Annotated in this window: 15 protein-coding genes; 5 read left to right on the forward strand and 10 right to left on the reverse strand. The window is 65.8% G+C overall.

All coding sequences use genetic code 11. From position 1 onward, the window contains the following. Positions 1-8: 8 nt before the first annotated feature. The 5 genes from P8T11_RS23845 to P8T11_RS23865 all read right to left on the reverse strand — a co-directional run bounded on the left by P8T11_RS23845 (position 9) and on the right by P8T11_RS23865 (position 4,187). On the reverse strand, positions 9-1,001 hold the full coding sequence (locus P8T11_RS23845; protein WP_268079732.1) for a hypothetical protein: 993 nt from the start codon (positions 999-1,001) through the stop codon (positions 9-11). A gap of 104 nt (positions 1,002-1,105) precedes the next feature. Continuing rightward, a complete protein-coding gene (locus P8T11_RS23850; RefSeq protein ID WP_268079731.1) occupies positions 1,106-1,891 on the reverse strand; it encodes a slipin family protein in 786 nt (261 codons plus the stop codon). 39 nt (positions 1,892-1,930) lie between these two features. Next, positions 1,931-3,406, reverse strand: a complete 1,476-nt coding sequence (locus P8T11_RS23855; RefSeq protein ID WP_418910277.1) for an NfeD family protein — start codon at positions 3,404-3,406, stop codon at positions 1,931-1,933. 152 nt (positions 3,407-3,558) lie between these two features. Next, positions 3,559-3,828, reverse strand: coding sequence for a PAAR domain-containing protein (locus tag P8T11_RS23860; protein WP_268079729.1), 270 nt, complete (start codon positions 3,826-3,828; stop codon positions 3,559-3,561). A gap of 104 nt (positions 3,829-3,932) precedes the next feature. Beyond that, entirely contained in the window at positions 3,933-4,187 is a 255-nt protein-coding gene (locus P8T11_RS23865; protein ID WP_268079728.1) for a hypothetical protein, read from the reverse strand. A 191-nt stretch (positions 4,188-4,378) separates the two neighbouring features. Between P8T11_RS23865 and tssA the strand changes: the two genes are divergently transcribed. Beyond that, positions 4,379-5,533: a type VI secretion system protein TssA gene (tssA, locus tag P8T11_RS23870; RefSeq protein ID WP_268079727.1), complete on the forward strand. Its 1,155-nt coding sequence runs from the start codon at positions 4,379-4,381 to the stop codon at positions 5,531-5,533. A gap of 104 nt (positions 5,534-5,637) precedes the next feature. On the opposite strand, the gene P8T11_RS23875 is transcribed toward tssA, so the two are convergent. The 5 genes from P8T11_RS23875 to P8T11_RS23895 all read right to left on the reverse strand — a co-directional run bounded on the left by P8T11_RS23875 (position 5,638) and on the right by P8T11_RS23895 (position 13,553). Further along, the gene (locus P8T11_RS23875) at positions 5,638-6,432 is read right to left on the reverse strand and encodes an OmpA family protein (RefSeq protein WP_268079726.1); all 795 of its coding nucleotides are present in this window, start codon (positions 6,430-6,432) and stop codon (positions 5,638-5,640) included. A 3-nt stretch (positions 6,433-6,435) separates the two neighbouring features. Further along, positions 6,436-7,419, reverse strand: a complete 984-nt coding sequence (gene tagF, locus P8T11_RS23880) for a type VI secretion system-associated protein TagF (RefSeq protein WP_268079725.1) — start codon at positions 7,417-7,419, stop codon at positions 6,436-6,438. Beyond that, entirely contained in the window at positions 7,416-11,153 is a 3,738-nt protein-coding gene (gene tssM / locus P8T11_RS23885) for a type VI secretion system membrane subunit TssM (RefSeq protein ID WP_268082513.1), read from the reverse strand. The genes tagF and tssM overlap by 4 nt, the downstream gene beginning before the upstream one ends. 119 nt (positions 11,154-11,272) lie before the next feature. Beyond that, the gene (locus P8T11_RS23890; RefSeq protein ID WP_268079724.1) at positions 11,273-12,700 is read right to left on the reverse strand and encodes a hypothetical protein; all 1,428 of its coding nucleotides are present in this window, start codon (positions 12,698-12,700) and stop codon (positions 11,273-11,275) included. A 10-nt stretch (positions 12,701-12,710) separates the two neighbouring features. Further along, positions 12,711-13,553: a M15 family metallopeptidase gene (locus P8T11_RS23895; protein WP_404976451.1), complete on the reverse strand. Its 843-nt coding sequence runs from the start codon at positions 13,551-13,553 to the stop codon at positions 12,711-12,713. A gap of 192 nt (positions 13,554-13,745) precedes the next feature. On the opposite strand from P8T11_RS23895, the gene P8T11_RS23900 reads away from it, so the two are divergent. The 4 genes from P8T11_RS23900 to P8T11_RS23915 all read left to right on the forward strand — a co-directional run bounded on the left by P8T11_RS23900 (position 13,746) and on the right by P8T11_RS23915 (position 19,398). Continuing rightward, positions 13,746-14,615 (forward strand): hypothetical protein, encoded by an 870-nt coding sequence (locus tag P8T11_RS23900; protein WP_268079723.1) that lies wholly within the window; start codon positions 13,746-13,748, stop codon positions 14,613-14,615. A 73-nt stretch (positions 14,616-14,688) separates the two neighbouring features. Further along, positions 14,689-17,625, forward strand: a complete 2,937-nt coding sequence (locus P8T11_RS23905) for a type VI secretion system Vgr family protein (protein ID WP_268079722.1) — start codon at positions 14,689-14,691, stop codon at positions 17,623-17,625. A gap of 5 nt (positions 17,626-17,630) precedes the next feature. After that, a complete protein-coding gene (locus tag P8T11_RS23910; RefSeq protein WP_268079721.1) occupies positions 17,631-18,611 on the forward strand; it encodes a DUF4123 domain-containing protein in 981 nt (326 codons plus the stop codon). A gap of 4 nt (positions 18,612-18,615) precedes the next feature. Next, complete coding sequence (locus tag P8T11_RS23915) at positions 18,616-19,398, forward strand: hypothetical protein (RefSeq protein ID WP_268079720.1); 783 nt, start codon at positions 18,616-18,618, stop codon at positions 19,396-19,398. The last annotated feature ends 49 nt before the right edge of the window (positions 19,399-19,447 follow it).

Consider the following 19,447-nt stretch of genomic DNA (forward strand, 5'->3'; position numbering starts at 1 on the left):
AGCGCCCATCACCCCCTGGAAAACAACCTCTTCAACAACGACCTATGTTTCCGTCGTTTAGCCCCTTGCAGAATCGGCGGCGCGTCATACGTCTTTGCCAGCACCGCCAACGCTTCCGCCCCGGGTTTGCTTCCTTGAACCAACGCCCAAGCCACATCGAACATCGCCTGCTTCAGCCCTTCAATCTCAAGCGGCCGCACGTTCCATTCAATCGTCGAAAACGCAGGCGGTGTGTACACCGGAAGCAGCCGGTCGATCGCGGTGAAGCGGTCATCGTGGTCACGCCGCGCCAACACCACGGGAATGCCCATCGCCAGGCACGGGCTTGCCACATGCAGCAAGGGCGTGACGACGATGCTGGCTTCATTGCGGTACAGGTCCAGGTAGCTGGCCGCCAGCTCGTCCATCTGGGTCACGGCCTGGTCCGAGAGCGGAATCTTGGGCACTGGCTCCCGTTGAAAAACCAGGGACGCGCGTTGCAGCAGGGACCGGGGAATGTATTCATACAGGTTCTGGTGCAGCACGCCCGCGCCGGAACCGAAGGCGATGACCGGCTTGCTGCCAGTCACCTGCGGGTCGCGGCGCTTTAGCGTCAGCGTCGCACAGCCCGTAACGAACGCCGCAATGCCGTGCTTATCGAACATCTGCTTCGTGGCATTGTCCCGGCACCCAATCGGCTGGTGTTCCTGGAACAGCTTTTTGTTCGACGTGATGAGCGATTCGGTTTCGGCGTTGAATCCGAAAAACACCGGTTCGATCTGGGGTGGAAGCGGGAAGCAGTCGTCATGAAAGCAGCCGTTCATGATGAGTTTCACGGGCGGCCCGGCGTAGTCACGCAGCGAGTCACGGTCCACCCCCACCATGTCGGCCGGGTCAACATTCAGGTGCGCCAGCAGTCGGCGTACCGCGATGGACTGGATGTTGTCGCCCACATTGACGGTGCGCCGCTTGGGGTCGTTCCCGTAACGAAATTCCAGGTATCCGAATTTTTGGGCTTGCATAAGTTCTGGTGTGAAGGACGCGAACGGTCCGGCTTGCGAAAAGTGTCGGCCGCACTTTATCACGGGGCGTTTGGTGAACCTGCGTCCATCCCCCTACCCCCGATCTACCCCGCCGCCGTCACATCCCCCTTATTCTTCTCCACCATTCCCTTCAACACCTGGCCAAGCTCGGTGGGGAAGGGGAACACGATGGTGGAGTTGTTCTGCGACCCGATCATGGCCAGCGTGCTCAGGTAGCGCAGTTGCATCGCTTCGGGCTGCTGGGCCAGGGTGCGGGCGGCGTTCAGTAGCATCTGGGCGGCTTGTTCTTCGCCTTCAGCGTGGATGATCTTGGCGCGCCGTTCGCGTTCGGCCTCGGCCTGGCGGGCGATGACGCGGATCATGCTTTCGTTCAGGTCGATGTGCTTGATTTCCACGTTCGCCATCTTGATGCCCCATGAGTCGGTCTGCGCATCCAGGATCTCTTGCACGTCGTTGTTCAGCTTGTCGCGCTCGGACAGCATTTCGTCCAGGTCGTGCTTGCCCAGGACAGAACGCAGGGTCGTCTGGGCCAGTTCGCTGGTGGCTTGCCGGAAGTTCTCTACCTGGATCACGGAGCGTTCGGGATCGATGATGCGAAAGTAGATGACGGCATTCACTTTGACCGACACGTTGTCACGCGAGATGACGTCTTGGCTGGGAACGTCGAACACGCTCATGCGCTGGTCCACGCGCACCATCTGCTGGATCACCGGAACCATCAGGATCAGCCCGGGGCCTTTGACGCCGGTAAAGCGGCCCAGCGTGAAGATCACGCCGCGCTCGTACTCGCGCAGGATTCGGATCGACAGGGCAAAGAGGCCGGCGATCACGACGACGATGGGGCCGTAGAAGGCGAGTTGCGTAAACATGGAAGGCTCCTGAAAAAGGGTTGTCGTTGCTTCGAGCCTTCATCCTCCCCGGGAAGGCTCGTAAGGGGGAAGGGCGGTGTCGGCTACGACATGCAGGGTCACCCCTCGCACGGCCGCGATCACTACCGTGTCGCCAGGGGCCAGGCCCGCCGGCCCCACTGCGCGCCAGCGCTCTCCGGCCGCGGTGACATGGCCTTGCTCTCCGGTCCAGCTCAGTACTTTGATGCGCTGCCCGATCAGCGCTTCGGCCCCGCTGACAATCGGCGCGCGGCGCGATCGCAGTGCCAGCCGAGCGATCAGGAATGTCATTCCCAGGCTTGCCATTGCCACGCCGGCCACCAGCGGAAGCGATACCTCGTAGGCTGGCGTCTCCGTGTCGACCAGCAAGAGGGAACCCAGCACGAAGGAAATGGCGCCGCCTATGCCCAGGATGCCGATCGACGGCGTGAATATCTCCGCCACCATGAGCACGGCGCCCAGCAAGACCAAGGCGAGTCCGGCATAGGTCAGCGGTAGCGCCGACAAGGCGTAGAGACCAATCAGCAGACATATCGCGCCGACCACGCCGGGATAGAGCGCGCCTGGGTTCATGAATTCGAATATCAAGCCGTATACGCCCACCATCAACAACATGAGCGCCAGGTTGGGATTTGTGATGACGCTCAGCACGCGCGTGCGCCAATCGGGTTCTCTGTGCTGCACGCGCAGCCCCTTGGTTTGCAGCACGGTATCGGTGTTGCCCACCTTGACGGTGCGCCCATCCGCCTGTGCCAACAGGTCCGGGATGTCGTCGGCAATAAGGTCAACCACCTTCTGCGCGTGGGCTTCTCTGGCCGACAGGCTGGCCGCTGATCGCACGGCGTCTTCCGCCCAGTCGGCATTGCGCCCGCGCAAGGCAGCCAGTGAGCGGATGTAGGCGACTGCGTCGTTGATGGCTTTGGATTCGCTGGCGTTCTGTGGGGGCGCTGCGGGCGGTTTGCGATCGGCTTGCTCGGCCGAGGACTTGTCGCCACCTTTATCCGTGGACTTGTCTGTGCGGCTTTCAGGAGACTTCTCGGCGGGCTTGTCGGCGCTGCCGGGTTCCTTCTCATCCGGCTTGGGAAAGCCCCCGCCCAAGGCCACGGGCGTGGCAGCTCCAAGATTCGTCGCGGGCGCCATCGCCGCGACATGGCTGGCGTAAAGAATGTAGGTGCCGGCGCTGGCCGCGCGTGCCCCATTGGGGCTCACATAGGAAATCACCGGGACGGGCGACGCGAGTATCGCGCGGATGATGTCGCGCATCGACAGATCAAGCCCGCCGGGCGTGTCGATGCGCAAGATGACTGCCGCGGCATTCTGTTCGTGCGCCGCAGCCAGCCCGCGGATCAGATAATCCGCCGTGGCGGGGCCGACGATGCCGTCCAGGGACAGCACGACGGCGGATCGTTGTTGGGCGCTATCTTGCGGGGTTTCTCCCCAAGCGCTGGTGATTGCCAACGTCCACAACAAAGCGATGCCGCATAACGCGCGGAGCATCGAGGGCGCGTGGGCCGCCGGCCACCAAGGTCGACCAATGACCATGAGCTGGGTCCCTCCGGGGTGCATGGGGGAATTGCTGCCTCCCATACCTATGCACGGTACTCCCATTATTGGCGCGCGGCCAATAGCAGGAGCAAGGGTTCCGGCCCCTAGCCAAACTCAAGCTGATAGAAATTCTGGCTGGCGATCAGTGTTGCGCCGCAGGACGTGCGCATGCCTTCCAGCGCCGTCATGCGGTCCGAGCTGACGTTCTGCACACCTTCCACGATGGTGTGTGTGTCGCCGCACTTGGGGCAGGTGACACGGTCGCCGACGCGCGCCATGGGCTGGCCGAAGATGATGACGGTTTCATCGCCGGTCACGACGACGCCGCCGTGCGACGTCTTGTCGCCTTTGCGTATAACAGAGCGTTGGGGCATGGCTGGACGAGTGCTTGGGGTTATGGCTTCAGCGACCGCTTGGGCTATAGCTTGGGCTATAGCTTGAGCTATGGCTTGAACTACAGCTTGAACTACAGCGAGGCTTACAAATACGTGCCGTCCGGCGCACGCCGGGCCGGGCCGACCACGAAGGTGCCATCGGGCGCCATGCGCACGGGGCCGCCGCCGCCTTTGTAGGTGCCGTCCGGTGCGCGCTGCGGGGTGCCGGCCACGTAGGTGCCGTCGGGCGCGCGGGTGATGGGGCCTTCGCCGCCAACATAGGTGCCGTCGGGCGCACGGCGCGGTGTGCCAACGATGAAGTGCCCGTTGGGCAGCATGCGGATCGATTTCGTGGTCATGGACGCTCCTTGGGAGAGGAGCGCAAATGATAACGATGCATCGTGATGCGCCTTGTAATAGGACGTGTCATCTTTGAACGTTATGCGTAAGCGAATGTGGGATGATTTCCGCCATTGCCGCCGCTGGCCGCCTGTCCGCACCGCCTGTCTGGCCGTGCCGCCGCCAGCTTTCGTCACCTCTCCGTTGCGATATGACCGACATCAACGCTTTGTTGCTACCGATACCCGGCGATGCGCCCTGCGGCGTGGACCTGGTGTTTTCCCCCGAATTCGACGCCATCCGCGAAGCGCGCCGGCACGACGACCCCCAGCTGGACCAGGGCGATTGGGTCATAGACCTGAAAGAAGCCGACTGGCCGGAAGTCGCGCGCATTTGTTCCGAGGCCTTGCGCAACCGCAGCAAGGACATCCGCATTGCCTCGTGGTTGGCTGAAGCCTGGGCCAAGACGCGCGGCTTCGCGGGCCTGCGCGACGGCTACCTGCTGATCGACGGCCTGTGCCGCGACTATTGGGAAGGCCTGCATCCGGTGCCCGAGGATGGCGACGTGCAGCAGCGCGTGGGCAATCTGGCCTGGCTGTTGTCGCGGTCGCAGCAACTGATCGGCGAGATTCCGCTGACGCAGGCCGACGGCGCGCGTTACGGCGCGGTGCTCTGGGAAGCCGCCAGCCAACTGGCCAACGCGGTCAAGCGCACGCCGGACAACGCCAACGAATTGACCCGGGGCAAGCTCACGCTAGACCGCTTTGACGCCGCGCGACGCGACACCCCGCCGTCGTTCTATTCCGAGCTGGACACTCAGTTGGACGGTTGCGCCCAGGCGCTGGCGCAGCTTGAGCGCACGCTGGACGAACGCCTGGGCGACGAGAGCCCGGCGTTTTCGCGGGTGCGAGAGGCGCTGCGCAACGTTACCGAACTGGCGCACCGGTTCGCGCGCGACGCGGGACTGCTGGTGCGCGCCGACATCACGCCCGCGCCAACGCAGACACCAATGTCGACTCAGGGGGCGCCCGCCGTTCCCACCCGAGTGGAGCCCACCTTGACTGCTGTCAACGCATTCCCAGGCGCTGAAGCCATGCCCGCCGGCGCGCCCGCTGGCGACGCCGTGCCGCCTGCCGCGCGCGGCCCGATCCAGACGCGCGAGCAAGCCCTGGCACAGTTACGCGAGGTGGCTGATTTCTTTCGCCGCACCGAGCCGCACAGCCCCGTCGCCTATCTGGCCGACAAGGCCGCAAGCTGGGGCGAGATGTCCTTGCATCTGTGGCTGCGCACCGTGGTCAAGAACGACGAGACCTTGTCGGGCCTCGAAGAGTTGCTGGGCATCAAGAAGGCGGGCGAGAACTCCTGACGCTTCAGGCCTGAAGCCCTAGGCCCAAGCCTGGAAGTTCCAGGTTCAAGCCCAAAGCCAAAAGCCCAAGCCGCAGGCCTCCGCCTTCCAGCCCCCGCGCCACCTCAGCGCGCGGCGCGGAACTCGATGCGCCGATTCTTCGCGCGCCCCTCCGCCGTGGCGTTGGTAGCCACCGGCTGGTCGGGGCCCGCGCCCATGGCCTCGAAGCGCGACACCGGCAGGCCCTTGTCCACCAGATAATCCCGCACCGCGTCCGCGCGCGCCTGGCTCAGCGCCAGGTTGGTGCTGCGGCTGCCTGAACTATCGGTATGCCCGATGATCTGGATCTTGTCGGCGCGCAGCTTGGGCACCGCGTCGGCCACGCGGTCCAGCAGTTCCCGACCACGCGTGGTCAGGCGCGTGCTGCCGGTCTCGAATTCCACGACACGGTCGCTCAGCAAGTTGTCCAGCACATCCTGTTCGTCCTTGCTGGCCGACACGCGCAGGCCGTTGACGATCTTGTAGGTGGGGTTCAGGGACGTGGCGAACGTGCTGGCAATCTGCTGCCGCGACGCTTCGTTATCGACCTCGCCGCGCAGGCGGATCTGCGTGCCGTCGATTTCAAGCTGGCCACGGTTGATCTGCTTGAGCGGGCTGTCCAGCAGCTTGCTCACGTGTTGCGACCAGTTTGGCGGCGCGACCACGCCACCCACGTCGATGCGGTCGATCACGTTGCCCACGCCGTAGACCTTTTGCAGACGCGCCAGCACGTCGGCCTTGGTGGCCTCGTCGGGCACCGCGCCGCTGGCCACTACCTGGCCGGGTTGGGGAATGACATTGGCGGGAACCACCGTGGCGGCATCCTGGGCATGGGCCGCGCAGGACAGGGCGGCGGCCAGGGCAAGAATAAGCGTGCGCATGCGCTAGGCTCCGATAAAGACTTCGCGGAAGGTTTCCAGCGCCTGGCGCAAGGAAAGCCGCGGTTGATCCAGATAGCTCGACAGCTTGGCCAGGCCATGGCTGGCGCTGACGTGGTCGCGCACCCAGGGGGCGCTTTCCAGCACGATGTAGTGCTGCGCCAGGGTTTGCGGCGTGGACAGCAGGCTGGCCAGCGTCTGCGGCGAAGCGCCGCGAAAGCCCACCACCAGCCGATGCTTGCCCGCCACCTGCCCGACGAACATCGCAATCTCGAAGTCGGCGCGGGTCAGGAACGGCGCAATCAGCGTCATCCAGTACGTGGCGACCAAGTTGATGTAGAGCGGGTCGTCCGGCAGCGGCAGGGCCAGGCCAGTGTCCAGCTGCGACGATCCGCTGGACATCACCGGCGCCAGCAGGATGCCCAGCGCCAGCACAATGTCGTGCACGCTGGCGGCGTGGCCGTTGCTGCGCAGCATGGCCTCGACGCGCTCGATGGTTTGAAGGTCGACAAAGGCGTCAAAGCCGTCGTCGGCGGCGGTGCGGATTTCCCCTTCAAGATCGTTCAGCGTCTGTAGCGCCGACGCCGGGTCGCCAGGCAGCATCAGTTGCGCCGCGGCCGTGCCCATGCGGTTCCACATGCGGCTGAACGCCAGCGGGCTGCGCGCAATGAAATCCAGCGGGCGCGACACTTCCACCGAGGTCGCGGTGATGAACGGAAAGCGCCGCCCCGACTGGTCATGGCTGGGCTGCAAGTGGCCCGCAATGGCCAGCTTGCCGCGCGAGCCCAGCACCGCGAAGGGCATGGGCTGGGCCTCGTCGTACAGCGTCTTCCAGTGAGGATCCTGCGCCAGGATCTCCATGGTGTTGGCAACCCAGGCATCCAGCGTCGCCATCAACTGTGGGTGCGAGGTGTTCTTGACGAAGTCGCCACGCGACGGGATTTTGCCGAAGTATGCCGTACGGAACATGGGTGACTGCGGATGGCTCATTGCTGCGCTCCGGCAGGCGTCGGGGCGACGGGGGTTTGAGGGGAAGCGCCCACCACCGCGGCGGGAAGGCGCAGGTTGCGCAAGCCCTGGCTGCCAGGCTCGGTGCCGCCGGCGCTGGCCGCTTGGGCGTTGCTGATGATGCGCAGCTTGACCGGCACGGTGATGTTGGACTTGGTCCAGCTCATCTCGAAACTGCCGTCGGCATTGGGCTTGCGCTGCGACCCGGAGATCAACCGTTCCAAGCCGAAGCGGCCGGGTTCATTGACGATCTCGACCACGGTGCCGTCAAACGCGGTGGCCGTGATGCGCGCGCCCGGCGCGCCCTGCGCGTTGGGCCACACGAAGTTCACCCATTGCGGCGGCGTGTTGCGGTAGCGCAGTTGCTGTCCGTCGATTTCAATCGTGTATTCCGTCACGCCGCTGGCCGGCCTGGGCTGAATCTGGAACAGCGTCTGCGGCTGGCTGGCGGCGCCGGAACCCGCCGCGCCACCGGCCAGCGGGGCAACCCACTGCGCGAAGTTGGCGGTGAACGAGGGTTGCAGGTCGATGCCCATGTCGCCCCAGGTGCGCGCGGTCAGGATGTCGCCCCGACGCACGGTCAGCGGGCCCAGCGTGTCGTTCACGTACTTGGCGATGCTGCCTTGCGGGCCGAAGACCTGGCCGATCTCTTCGCCGCTGGCCTCGATGCCGGCCTTGGTCGAAAACGGATACTTGTCGGCCAGGCTCTGCGAGAAGGGTTGGAACACCTGCGCGTTCCAGACCTTGTTCAGCTCGGTCTGGGCAGGCTGCATCGCCACGGCATAACCCTGGATCAGCGGGCGCACCAGCAGCGGCCGCAGGGTCTCGCGTTGCGCCGGGGTCAGGCCCGCCAGCAATTGCTCGTCAACCAACTTCAGCGCATCGGCCAGCTCGGAGTCCTTGCCTTCCAGCGTTTGGCGCATCAGCAGCAGCGCGCCGGGGCCGGGGTCGCCCTGGTTGTTGATCAGGTTGAAGCGCGTGCGGATCTTCGACAGCGCGGTCATGTAGTTGCCCAGCAGTGACTGGTTGTCGCGCGTGACCACCAGCCGCGCCACGTCCGAGAACTCGCGGCCCACGGGGCCCATCGGGATCTGTTCACCGTTCGCCGTCGTGGCAGCCGGCTTGGGTTGGCCTTGACGCAGGATCACGCGCTTGAACCATGCGACCACGCCCGTCTGCGCTTGCGCGATGCCGGTGTTGATCAGCGAAGGGTTATCCCAGGAGGTCTGCTCGTAGGTGGTGTTGATCAGTTTCACCAGCGGCGAATTCTGCGGGTCGCCCAGCCGGTTCATGCCATGCACCGCCTGGTCAAAGCTGGTGAAGGGCTTGATCGTGACGCCGCGCAGCATCTTCTGCCATTCCTGCGCGTACTCGGTCTTGTACATCGTGGCCAGGCTCTTCTGGATCTGCTCCGGGCTGCCTTCCAGCGTGAGGTCGTCACGGGCGTTCACGCCCAGCACCCAGTCACTGGTCTGTACTTCGCGGCGCGCGGCCTCGCCGATGGCCGGCTCGATGTATTGCTCCCACGCTTCGCGGGTGAACGTGCCCGGCACGGCGTAGCTGCCGGCCACCACGGCGGCGTCGGCCTCGCCCATGATGCGCGCCACGGTCATTGCCGGGAAGCGCGTGGCGGCCCGTGCCTTCAGGGTGGAATACGCACGCTCGCGCGCCGGCATGCCCTGCATCACGCTGCGCAGATTGCCACGGGTGCGCTCGACCAACGCCAGGTTGGTGTCGATCTGCGGCCAGTCGGCATCGGCGGCGCGCGCCACGTAGAAAGAAATCAGCCGTTCGGCGCTGCGGATCAACTGGTCGCGCGGCATGGCGCCGCGATTGGTTTCCAGCCAGCCGCGCCAGAAACGGGTGATCTGGTCCGACAGGTGGGTGGGGTCCACGTGTTCGCGGTTCGCCATCATCAGGTACGTCTTGAGCGCGTTGTAGGCGTCATCGACGTTGGTGGGGGAAGCGTCCTGGAACAAGGTGTCGCCGGCGTTGGCGCGCACCGGTTGCGCCTGGGCTTGAGACTGCGCCTGCGCCACGGCCGGCGTGGCGGTGGGCGTCACGCCAGCGGCGGCAACCTGCGAAACATCGACGCGGCCCAGATACTCTTCCAGGCTGGCCTTCACCGGCACCAGCATGAACTGGCGCAGGCCGTTGTAGTACTCGGCCAGCAGGCGCTCTTTAAGCACGTCGCCCTGATACAGGCCCAGGCCCAGCGACAAGGGCCGGCTGGAGGAATAGCGATCAAGCTGCTCGATACGGTCCTGCAAAATCTCCATGGCTTCCAGGCGGCTTTGCAGGTCGGTGCGTTCGCTTTGCAGGCGCACAACCTTGTCCAGATCCGCCTGCACGTTGGTGGCCAGTTGCCGGTTACCCAGGTACGACCAACTCCAGCCGCCCAGCACCAGCCCCAGCGCCAGCACCAGACCGAAGAAGCTCAGGTAACGCATGCGCACCTTGTTGGGGCTGGCATGCTGGCGCACGAGCTTCTTGTCCGCGAAGATGACGCTGGAAAACAGGTCGCGCAGGAACAGGCCCTTGTGCGACGGGGTGGCCTGTGTGGCTCCACGGGTGGCCGGGCGCAGGCTGAAGCGCTCGGCAAGCTTCTCGGTGGACGTGCTGCGCGAGGCGCCTTCCTGCAAGGCGCTGGTGAAGTAAAAGCCTCGGAACACCGGCTTGTACTGGAAGGGGTTGGTCTCGAACAGGGTCGACAGGAAGGTGCGCAGCGCGGGCTTGATCCCCGCGAACTCGGGCGGGAAGGTCAAGAGCCCCGGGGGCAGCGGGCCGGTGCGCCGCAGGGAAATCTGCGCCGTGCCCATTTCCTTCAGGCCTTCATACAGCTCGTCGAAGCGCTCGTCGAATTGCGTCAGCACATCGCGGCTTTCGTCGGCACCATAAGGCAGCGTTGCGCCCCAAACGCGATCGCGCTCGCGCGGGTCGGCATCGGCGAAGAATTCCGAGAAGCCGGCAATCAGGTCCGCCTTCGTGAAAATCACATACACCGGCGCGAACACTTCCAGCCGGTCCGTCAGTTCCTGCACGCGCTGGCGCAGGTTCTTGGCCAGGTTGATGGCGAATTCCGGACCCGAATCCGTCAGTTCGCTGATGCTGGCCGCCACGATGATGCCGTTGATCGGCGCCTTGGGGCGGTGCCGCTTGAGCAGGTCCAGAAAGCTCATCCACTCGTTGCGGTCTTCTTCGTGCACCGAATAGCGGCCCGCCGTGTCCAGCAGGATGCCTTCGGTGGTGAAGAACCAGTCGCAGTTGCGCGTGCCGCCCACGCCGCGCACGGCGGCGCCGTTCTTGTCGGCAAAGGGAAACTGCAAACCCGAATTGATGACCGCGCTGCTCTTGCCCGCCGCCGGGTTGCCAATGACGATGTACCAGGGCAATTCATACAGCGCCTCGTTGCCCGAGGCCTGGCCAATCTTCGACGTCTTGATCGTGCGCACCGCCTGCGTCAGGCGCTGGCGCAGGGCGTCGATTTCATTGCGGTTGGCGGCCGGGCTGGCGGCCGCGCCCGTCTGCACCTGCTGCTCCAGCATGTCGCCCAACTGCTGATTGGCGCGCCGCGTGCGCCGCCTCCGCCACAGATGCACGCATAGCCACAGGACGAGCAGCACGCCGAGCAGCAGGCCCGCCCAGACCAGCGCAATCTGCATGGTCTGCGCGAACAGAAACAGAAACACGATAAGCGCGATCAAGCCGATCACCATGAAGGTGCGCGGGTTGGCGAACACGCGTGAGCTCCAATAGCGAATGTCGCTGATGGAACTGGAAAGACGGGATAGGAGTCCTGAGGGGCTACGCATGGTTTTCGCTGTTATTTTCCGAGTCAGGCGGTGGTGCTGGCGGCGGGTCGGTAGACCAGGGACGCACAGCGCAATGCGGGGTCTTGCAGGGTAAGGGTCACGACGGCGGGCTGGGACTGCGGTACGGACTGCGCTTCGGCTTGCGGTTCGGACTGCATGCAGGCTTCGCAGGCCACGGCCAGGGTCAGCAGCGATGCGGCTACGCCGGTATGGCCGCAGGCAACGCCCACGGCGTGGCAGTCCTTGGCGGAGTCCAGATGTTCAAACAATTGCGAGGCCACGTTCAGCGCTTCAAGCGGGCGGCTGCCGCGATGGTCGGCGTCGCTGATGACGTGGATGACGCTGTCGGCCGCAACGGCGGCGCGCTGTATCAGGTCGCGCGTCAGGTCGGCCAACGCGGGTTCGGCTTGCGCGCCCCGGGCGTCGGCGGGCTTCTGGCGATGAGTCACGGGCGACAGGGCCACATGCACATCGGTGGCGTCGGCGGTCGAGGCGGTTGATGTGGCCGGCGTGGCATGAGCCTGGCCCAGCAGCACGCCCGCGGCGGCTTCGCCCGGCACGCGGCCTTGCGGATTCGCGTGCGTCAGCAGCAGGGCGTCGGCATCCCATTGCGCCACCAGGTCCTGGTCCACATAACCGTCGGCCGCCAGCACGATGCGCCATGTGGGGGCGTCGGCTGCGCTGTCCGATGCCGAGGCCAGTTCGCGTAGCAGCATGTCGACGGCCATGGCGTCGCGCGCACTGTGCTCGGTGGCGTTGACGCGCGTATCGGGCCAGACCCCGGCCGCCGCCAGCACTTGCGCATGCGCGCGGTCGCGGGCTGCCTGCGGCCAGCTTGCTGGCAGCACGATGTCAAAGCGCAGCAAGGGCCAGTCTTCATCGCGAGTCGGCACATCCAGTTCGGTCACGCGGCGGTGTGCGTCGTTGGTAAGCGTGGCGGCAATGTCGGTCAGCAGGGCCGTTGCGCGCAGGCCGGCCGTGACCAGTGCCTCGGCGGGCGCGCCCCGTTCGCGCGCGGCGGCGTAGAGTTCCACGTCATCCAGCTGCGGCACTCGCGCGGCAAACACGGGAAAGCCCTGCAAGGTCTTGAGTTCAGGGTCCAGCTCGGGGCGTTGCTGTTCAACCAGCGCCTCCGCGATTCCCGCCGCGTCCGGGCCGGCGGCTGCGCGCGCTGCCACGGCGACGATGCGCAGTTTGGCCAAGGCCGCGGGCGCTTCGTCAGTAGCGGGCGCGGATGCCGACGGCTGCGGTTTGGGCGCACGCGCGGCACGCACCGCCTTCGCGCCCAGCCACAGCGCGCCCAGCACGGCCAGCGGCAGCGCGAACAGATACAGCCCGATGTCCACGCCGGTGGGCAAAGTGCGCGACTCTTGCCACCAGATGATGACGGCCAGCCACACCACGGCGAACAGCGCCAGAACCAGCAGACTTTTTTTCAGCAAGCGTCCCATGGGTGTCCGGTCAGCCTCCCGACCGTTGCATCACGCCGGGCCGGCGCAGTTCTACGTGGCCGAAGTCCATCATCTTCCAGCGCCCGCCCCAGGTCAGCCCGACCAGTTCGGCGGTCTGGCCAAACAGCTCGTAGCCGCGCATGGCCCAGGGGTCTTTTTCCGAGATGACGATCTTGCCGTCGCGATAGAACGCGCTGTCGGCGGCAAGACCATATTGGTGATAGCTCTGGAACGCGCCCGCATTCGTCACGTGCGATCCCATGCCCGCCAGCTCTTCCTGCCGCTCGGGGCTGCGATAGCCCTCGATCAGCGCCATTTCGTAGCCGTGCTGCTCGCGCATGATGCGATAGGCCAGCAGCAGGCGCTGACGGAAATCGGCATCCAGAAGATCCCAATTGCGGCTGGCGCCGCCCAGCTTCGGACGCACCAATTCCACTTCGCGCGTGGTGAACGCTTCGGGCGGCAAGGGGGCGGGTGTGGCCAGCCGTTCACCCTCCAGCAATGCCTGGATTCTGCGGTCCGGACCCGTCATTTGAGGGCTGTAAACGAATGTGTGATTGTGTCGCATGAGGAAAGCAAAAAGTGACGGAAGCAATACAACTGTCAGCCCGATTGCCACCTGCCAACGATGCCGCGCAACCCATCCCGCAGACACTTTCAGCCCACCTTGCACGGCGCCCGCCGTACCGCCCACGGCACCGCCCGCATGGCTTGCGCCGCGCGTCGCGCCCCGTGCCACGCCCTGTGCGCACGCGCGCAAACTCCGGACCGCGCCTTGGCGCAGAGCCGGAAAAAACAGGAGAGCGGAGACGCCCACCGCCAGTAAAAAATACAGGGGCAGTAGCAGTAACAAGATAGGTCCCTCATGTGAAGGCGTAATCTTTTGTTCTATTCGCCCTTGAGGCAAGTGATCCGGCGTTGCAAACCGCGTCGGTCCCTTAGAAATCGTAACAAGGAAGAGTGATCGAAAAGAGGTGTTCGGGTATTCTCGACGGGCTTGGTTACAGGGGGGCTGCACACGCCTCCTGCTGACACGGGAACCCGCATGGCAGAAGACGAAAAAGAAGCTCGCCCTACGACGACCGCGCCGAGTTTGCTCAGTGGCTCCGCGCGTGCGCGTGGCGATGCCGAGCCGACGCGCATCCTGGCCGCGCTTGAAGGGCGCGCGCCCGAAGCCGAGGTCAAACACCTTGCGACGCGGCGTGGAACACGCGCCGGTCGCTGGGTGGCGCTGGCATTGCTGCTGGCGTTGTTGGCGGGCGGCATTACCTGGTTCATTCAGCAAGACACAACGGCGCCGTTGCAGGCGCAGGCCAACGACCCTTCCGTAGCGAAGGGGCCTTCAACTGCGCCCGTCGCCAGCGTGGCGCCCGCGCCTGTTGATAAACCGCCAGAGGTCGCCGCCATCATCGATGAGTCGCCACCCGCGCAAGACGCGGACCTGGGTCGTGGCGATCCCGAACCCTTGGGCGAACCCACCAACCCGCTGTCCATGCTGGCGATGACGCCGCCGGCCACGGCCGCCGCGCCTGGCCCCACGCGCCAGGCGGCCGAGCAGCGCGCGCGGCAGGCTGGCACGCTGCATGGTAGCGACGCCCCGCGCGCGGCCAAGTCCGCCGCTGCCCCAAAGGCCAACCCCGCGCGCAAGTCCGCCACGCCGGCCGATACCGATGCGGCCTTGTTGTCGGCATTGATGAACTACGGCCTGCCGCCTGCTTCGCCACCCGGCACCCGCGTATACAAGACCGACGGCATCTTCATGCGCGTGATGCCGGGATCCTCCTTGTCCGAACGCTTGAAGGAATGCCGCCAGCTCAGCTTTATTGAAGGCGAGCAATGCCGGCTGAGAGTGTGCGCGGGCCAGTGGGGCACCGCCGCCGAATGCCCCACGCCGCAGGCCAACGTCGAACCCTGAATCGTCATCGTTTAACCGTCATCGTCCCAATGTGGCCCTTATCACCGACGTCCCCCCTTAAGGTTTTTGCTTTATGGCTGTGAACCCAAGCAACAGCAGTGCCAGCGCCGAATCCCGCCTTTACCGCTTGGACGGTGAGGGCGCGTTGGCGTCCCTGCAAGTGGAAGGCTGGGTCGCGCGCGAAGGCCTGTCGGACCTGGGCGAAACGCGTGTGGTGGCGCTGTCGCAAGACGCGGGCCTGGACCTGAATGACATGGTGTCGCGCCCGGCCACGCTGTGGGCCACGCGCGCCGATGGCAGCGAAGCCGGACGCAGCGGCATCGTGCGCGCCGCCGAAATGCTGGGCGGCAATGCGGGCAAGGCGCGCTACCGCGTCACGCTGGCGCCCTGGTTGTGGCTGGCCACCCAGCGGCGCGACAGCCGCATCTACGAGAACCAACCAGTGCTGGACATCGTGCGCCATGTGCTGGACAGCTACGAAGGCTACACCTACAAAGTCGCCGACGACGTCGAGCGCCACCTGGCGGACCTGCCCGCGCGCCCCTACACCACGCAGTACCGCGAAACAGACTACGCCTTCCTGTCGCGCCTGCTTGCGGAATCGGGCCTGGGCTGGACCACCGTAGAAGACAGCGGCGCGCCCGCGCGCCATGCCGTGCTGATCTTCGCCGATAGCCGTGGCTTGCCCGAAGACGCCGAGTCCGCCAGCGCGGGCGTGCGCTTTCAACGCGCGCACGCCACGGAAACGCGCGACGGCGTGCAGGCGCTGGTGCGCAGGCAACGCCGCGCGGTCGAGCGGGTAACGGTCCTGGCGTGGCACGACAGCGGCAAGCACGCCGTAACCGGCCAGGCGCTGGCCGGCCCCGCTAATGGCTCAGACGAAGACAGCGCCGGCCTGGAATGGTTTGAACCACTGGGCCACGGCGGCTTGCTGAACCAGGCGCACGCGCAGTTTCAGGCCAGCCTGTTGATGCAGGCCGCGCAGGCCAGCGCCGAGACCTTCATCGGACGCGGCAACGTGCGCACCTTCCGATCGGGCACGCGCTTCACGCTGCAAGACATGTCGCCGCTGGGGCCAGCGGGCGAAGCGGGGTTCGAGCCCGCCTTCGCGCTGGATCGCCTGGAACACGTCGGCATCAACAACTTGCCCGGGCAGGCCGACGCCAGCCTGGCCGACAAGCTGGGCGCGCTGGACGACTTCCTGTGCTTTGAAGACGACGAGGCGTCCGAGTCGGAACACGGCGCGGACAGTGGCCACGCGATCCACTACGCCATCGACGACGCCATCGACCCCGGCCTGCATCAAGACGACGCACGCATCGGCGCGCCTCGCCCCGACGCCGCCGTGCTGGCGCGCGCGCACGAGGTCGGCTATGCCAACCGCTTTCGCGCCGTGCGCTGCGACCGCCCATGGCGAGCCTTGCCCGCCGTGGCACGTGGGGCAAGACTCGCGGGCGCGCCATCCGCCGTGGGCGTACACACCGCCATCGTCACCAACGCCGAAGGCGCCACCGAGGCCAGCGGCGAAGACGAGATCCACCGCAACGCGCGCGGCGACGTGCGCGTGCGCTTTCATTGGCAGGCTGATGGCGATGGCCTGGCTAAAAGCCGCTGGGCGCGCGTGGCGCAACGCCAGGCGGGCGCGGGCATGGGCATGAGCTTCGTGCCGCGCATCGGCCAGGAAGTGCTGGTGCGCTTTTTGGATGAAGACATCGATCAGCCCCTGGTCGTTGGCGCGCTATACAACGGGCGCGGCGAAGGCGGCATTCCGTCCACACCGGGCGGCAAGTCCGGCGAGCCCATGAACACCGAGGTGTACGCGGCCGCCATGGACGGCAAGCCCAGCGCGCAGGCCAACTTGGCCAGCGGCAACGCACCCGCCTGGCATGGCGCGGCGGCCGGCGACGAACAGCATCGCAACGCGGCGGCGCTAAGCGGCTTCAAGAGCAAGGAATTCGGCGGCGACGGCTACAACCAGATCGTCTTCGACGACAGCGACGGCCAGTTGCGCATGCAGATCAAGTCCACACAGTCCGCCAGCGAATTGAACCTGGGCCATCTGATCCACCAGGCCGGCAACTATCGCGGCAACGTGCGCGGCGTGGGCGCGGAATTGCGCACCGATGCGTTCGGCGCCTTGCGCGGCGGCGCGGGCGTGCTGCTCACCACCTACACGGCCGGCGGCAGCGAACCCGCCGGCGACGCGGCGGCGCCCCTGGCGCTGGCCGGGCAGGCCGACATCATGGCGCAGTCGTTTGATGGCGTGATCGGCGCGCACCAGGGCGTGCGCCTGGCCTCGGCACGCGGCACCACGTCGGCGGGCGCCAGCCGCCTGGACGGCGAACGCGCACCCCTGGCCGCCATGACGCACGCCGTCTCCGGTACGGTGGACGGCCAGGCCGTCGGCGGCGCGGCGGGCGATGCCTCGGCCAAGCACACAGAAGTGGTCGACGGCAAAGTGCCGCACCTGACCGACCCCTTGGTGCTGATGGCGGGCCGCGCCGGCTTGACGCAGGCGGCCGGCCGCAATGTGCAGGTGGCGGCGGGCGAACTGGTGCATTGGTCGGCCGGACAAGACCACAACCTGGCCGTCGTCGGCTCGCTGCGCGTGCATACGGGCCAGGCGCTGGGCATCGTGGCCGGCGTACAAAAGGGCGGGGCGGAGTCGGGCCTGGATCTCATCGCCGGCACCGGCGAAGTCGACGTGATCTCGCAGCACGACGTGCTGACCGTGCAGGCGCAGCAGGACTTGCGCATGATCAGCGCCAACGCCGGCATTGAATACGCCTCGCCCAAGCGCATCCGCATCGCCAACGCGGCGGGCGCGAGCATCGTCATCGAAGGCGGCAACATCACGGTCACCGCGCCGGGCCGCATCGACGTCAAGACCGGCAACAAGCAATTCTCCGGCCCCACGCAGATGCCGTATCCGTTTCCGCAGTTCACGGTCTGCAAAAGCTGCGTGCTGGACGCCCAGGAGAGCGTGCAGTCCATCACCGACAAGGCGTAAGGGCGATGGCTTATTCCTGGCAGCAGGCGCTGCTTTCCACCTTCGCTGAATTGCCGCATCACCGTGGCCCCTACGGCGAAGCCGCGCGGGCGTACGTGATCGTTGATTTTCGTGGCCACCCCGATCTGCTGGCCCGCATCACCGCCACCGAAGATCTGAGTTTTGGCTCGGTCTGGGCGCAGACCGGGCTGGACATCTACGGCGACGTGGCGCCCCTGCTGATTGAAGTGGACGGCGCGTCCCAAGGCGTGCTGCGCGGGCCGCCTCGGGCGGATTTCAGTACGCCGCTGGTCCGCGTACTGAACGCCCTGCACGAACGCAGCAGCGGCCGCTACGCCATGATGAGCTTCGCGTCCGCCGTGCCCCTGGAAAAACTGATCGCGCACTTCGGCCGCTTCTGCGATTACGCCTTGCCCGACGCCAGCGAGTTCTTCCTGCACTGGTACGACACCCGCATCCTGGCGCGCGCCCTGCAAGTCTGGACCGCCGAACAACGCGCCCGCTTCGCCTCGCCCCTCATCACCTTGCGCTACGCACTGCGTGACGGATCGCAGGCTGAACTGACCGGCACCGGCAGGCTGCCCGCAGACCAACCCGACGGCATCCAACGCTTCACGCCCGAGCAGCACCAGATGCTGTTCGACCTGGACTACCCCGACAAGCTCGCGGTGCAACTACGCCGCCTGTATCCCGGCCTGCTACCCGGCGACCCGGATCAGGACGCGCTGGTGCCGCGAGTGCAAGCGCAGTTGGAACGCGCGCGCGCACATGGCGTGGCGGGCGACAAGGACACGTTTGATTATGTGGCGTGGGGCATATCGATTTCGCCGCGCTTTGATGAGCATCCGCTGATCCGTGAAGGCTTGCGGGCGTATCAGCCGGGCGATGACGGCGCGCTGGCAAAGGCGCTGGCGGGCGTGCCGGACGCGGTGTGGGACGAGGTGCAGGCCTTGCATTGGGCTGGTCAGGATGGTCGTGATGCGTAGGGGCGTGGCCACCAGGCTGGCGGCCGGGCTGCTGGGGCTGGGCCTGGTCGCGGGCTGCAATGGCGAGCCGACCTACCAGGGCGTCAGCTTCATTACCTACAACTACACGCCGTGGGACCTGGAGTATGTCCAGGTCCAGGATGCCCAGGGCGGAAAAGCCGGCACAGGATCGGTCAGCCCCGGCGGCGGTGAAGGCGCGGTGGCGTGCTGCTACACGCTCAAGGGCACGGAATTCAAGGTGCGCTGGCGCGGGGGCGATGGCGCATTGATGCAGAAGTACATGTACGACGAGGCAAAGTACGAATCGGCTTTCTTCACGAAGACCACGTCCGTCGAGTTTCCCCCGACGAAGATTCCGCCGGGCGAGGGGCCGCTGTATCTAGAACTGCATATCTATCCCGACGAGCATATGGAAATGGCCTTGAGCCGGGAACTACTGGGACAGGTACGAATACCGATCGTGGAGACCACGCGTTGGTTGTATGAGACGCATGGCGCATCGTTGGGCCAGTTCAAGAATGTGTATGACTTGCAGCGCGCGTTAGCCAAGGTGGCGGGGCAGGCTTGGACGCAGTACGGAATAAACGACGCCGCCGATATGCGGGGGTACATGTATTTCCATTTCTTGGTCGCATCGGATTTCGACAAGGACGCGGAAATCGCGGCGCTTTTGAATGATGCGAATCGCAAACCCGGCGATTTTGGCCGCATGGTGACAGAGTTGTCGGACGGCAAGCTTGCACGGATTAAGACGTCAGGCGCAGCGGTGGGAGATAAGAATGTCTGAAGTGAAGATGAACAAAACGTCGTGGCCGCGGGGCTGCTGGGCGCTGGAT

This window comes from Achromobacter spanius (genome assembly GCF_029637605.1).
In the GTDB taxonomy this organism is placed as follows: Bacteria; Pseudomonadota; Gammaproteobacteria; order Burkholderiales; family Burkholderiaceae_B; genus Achromobacter; species Achromobacter spanius_E.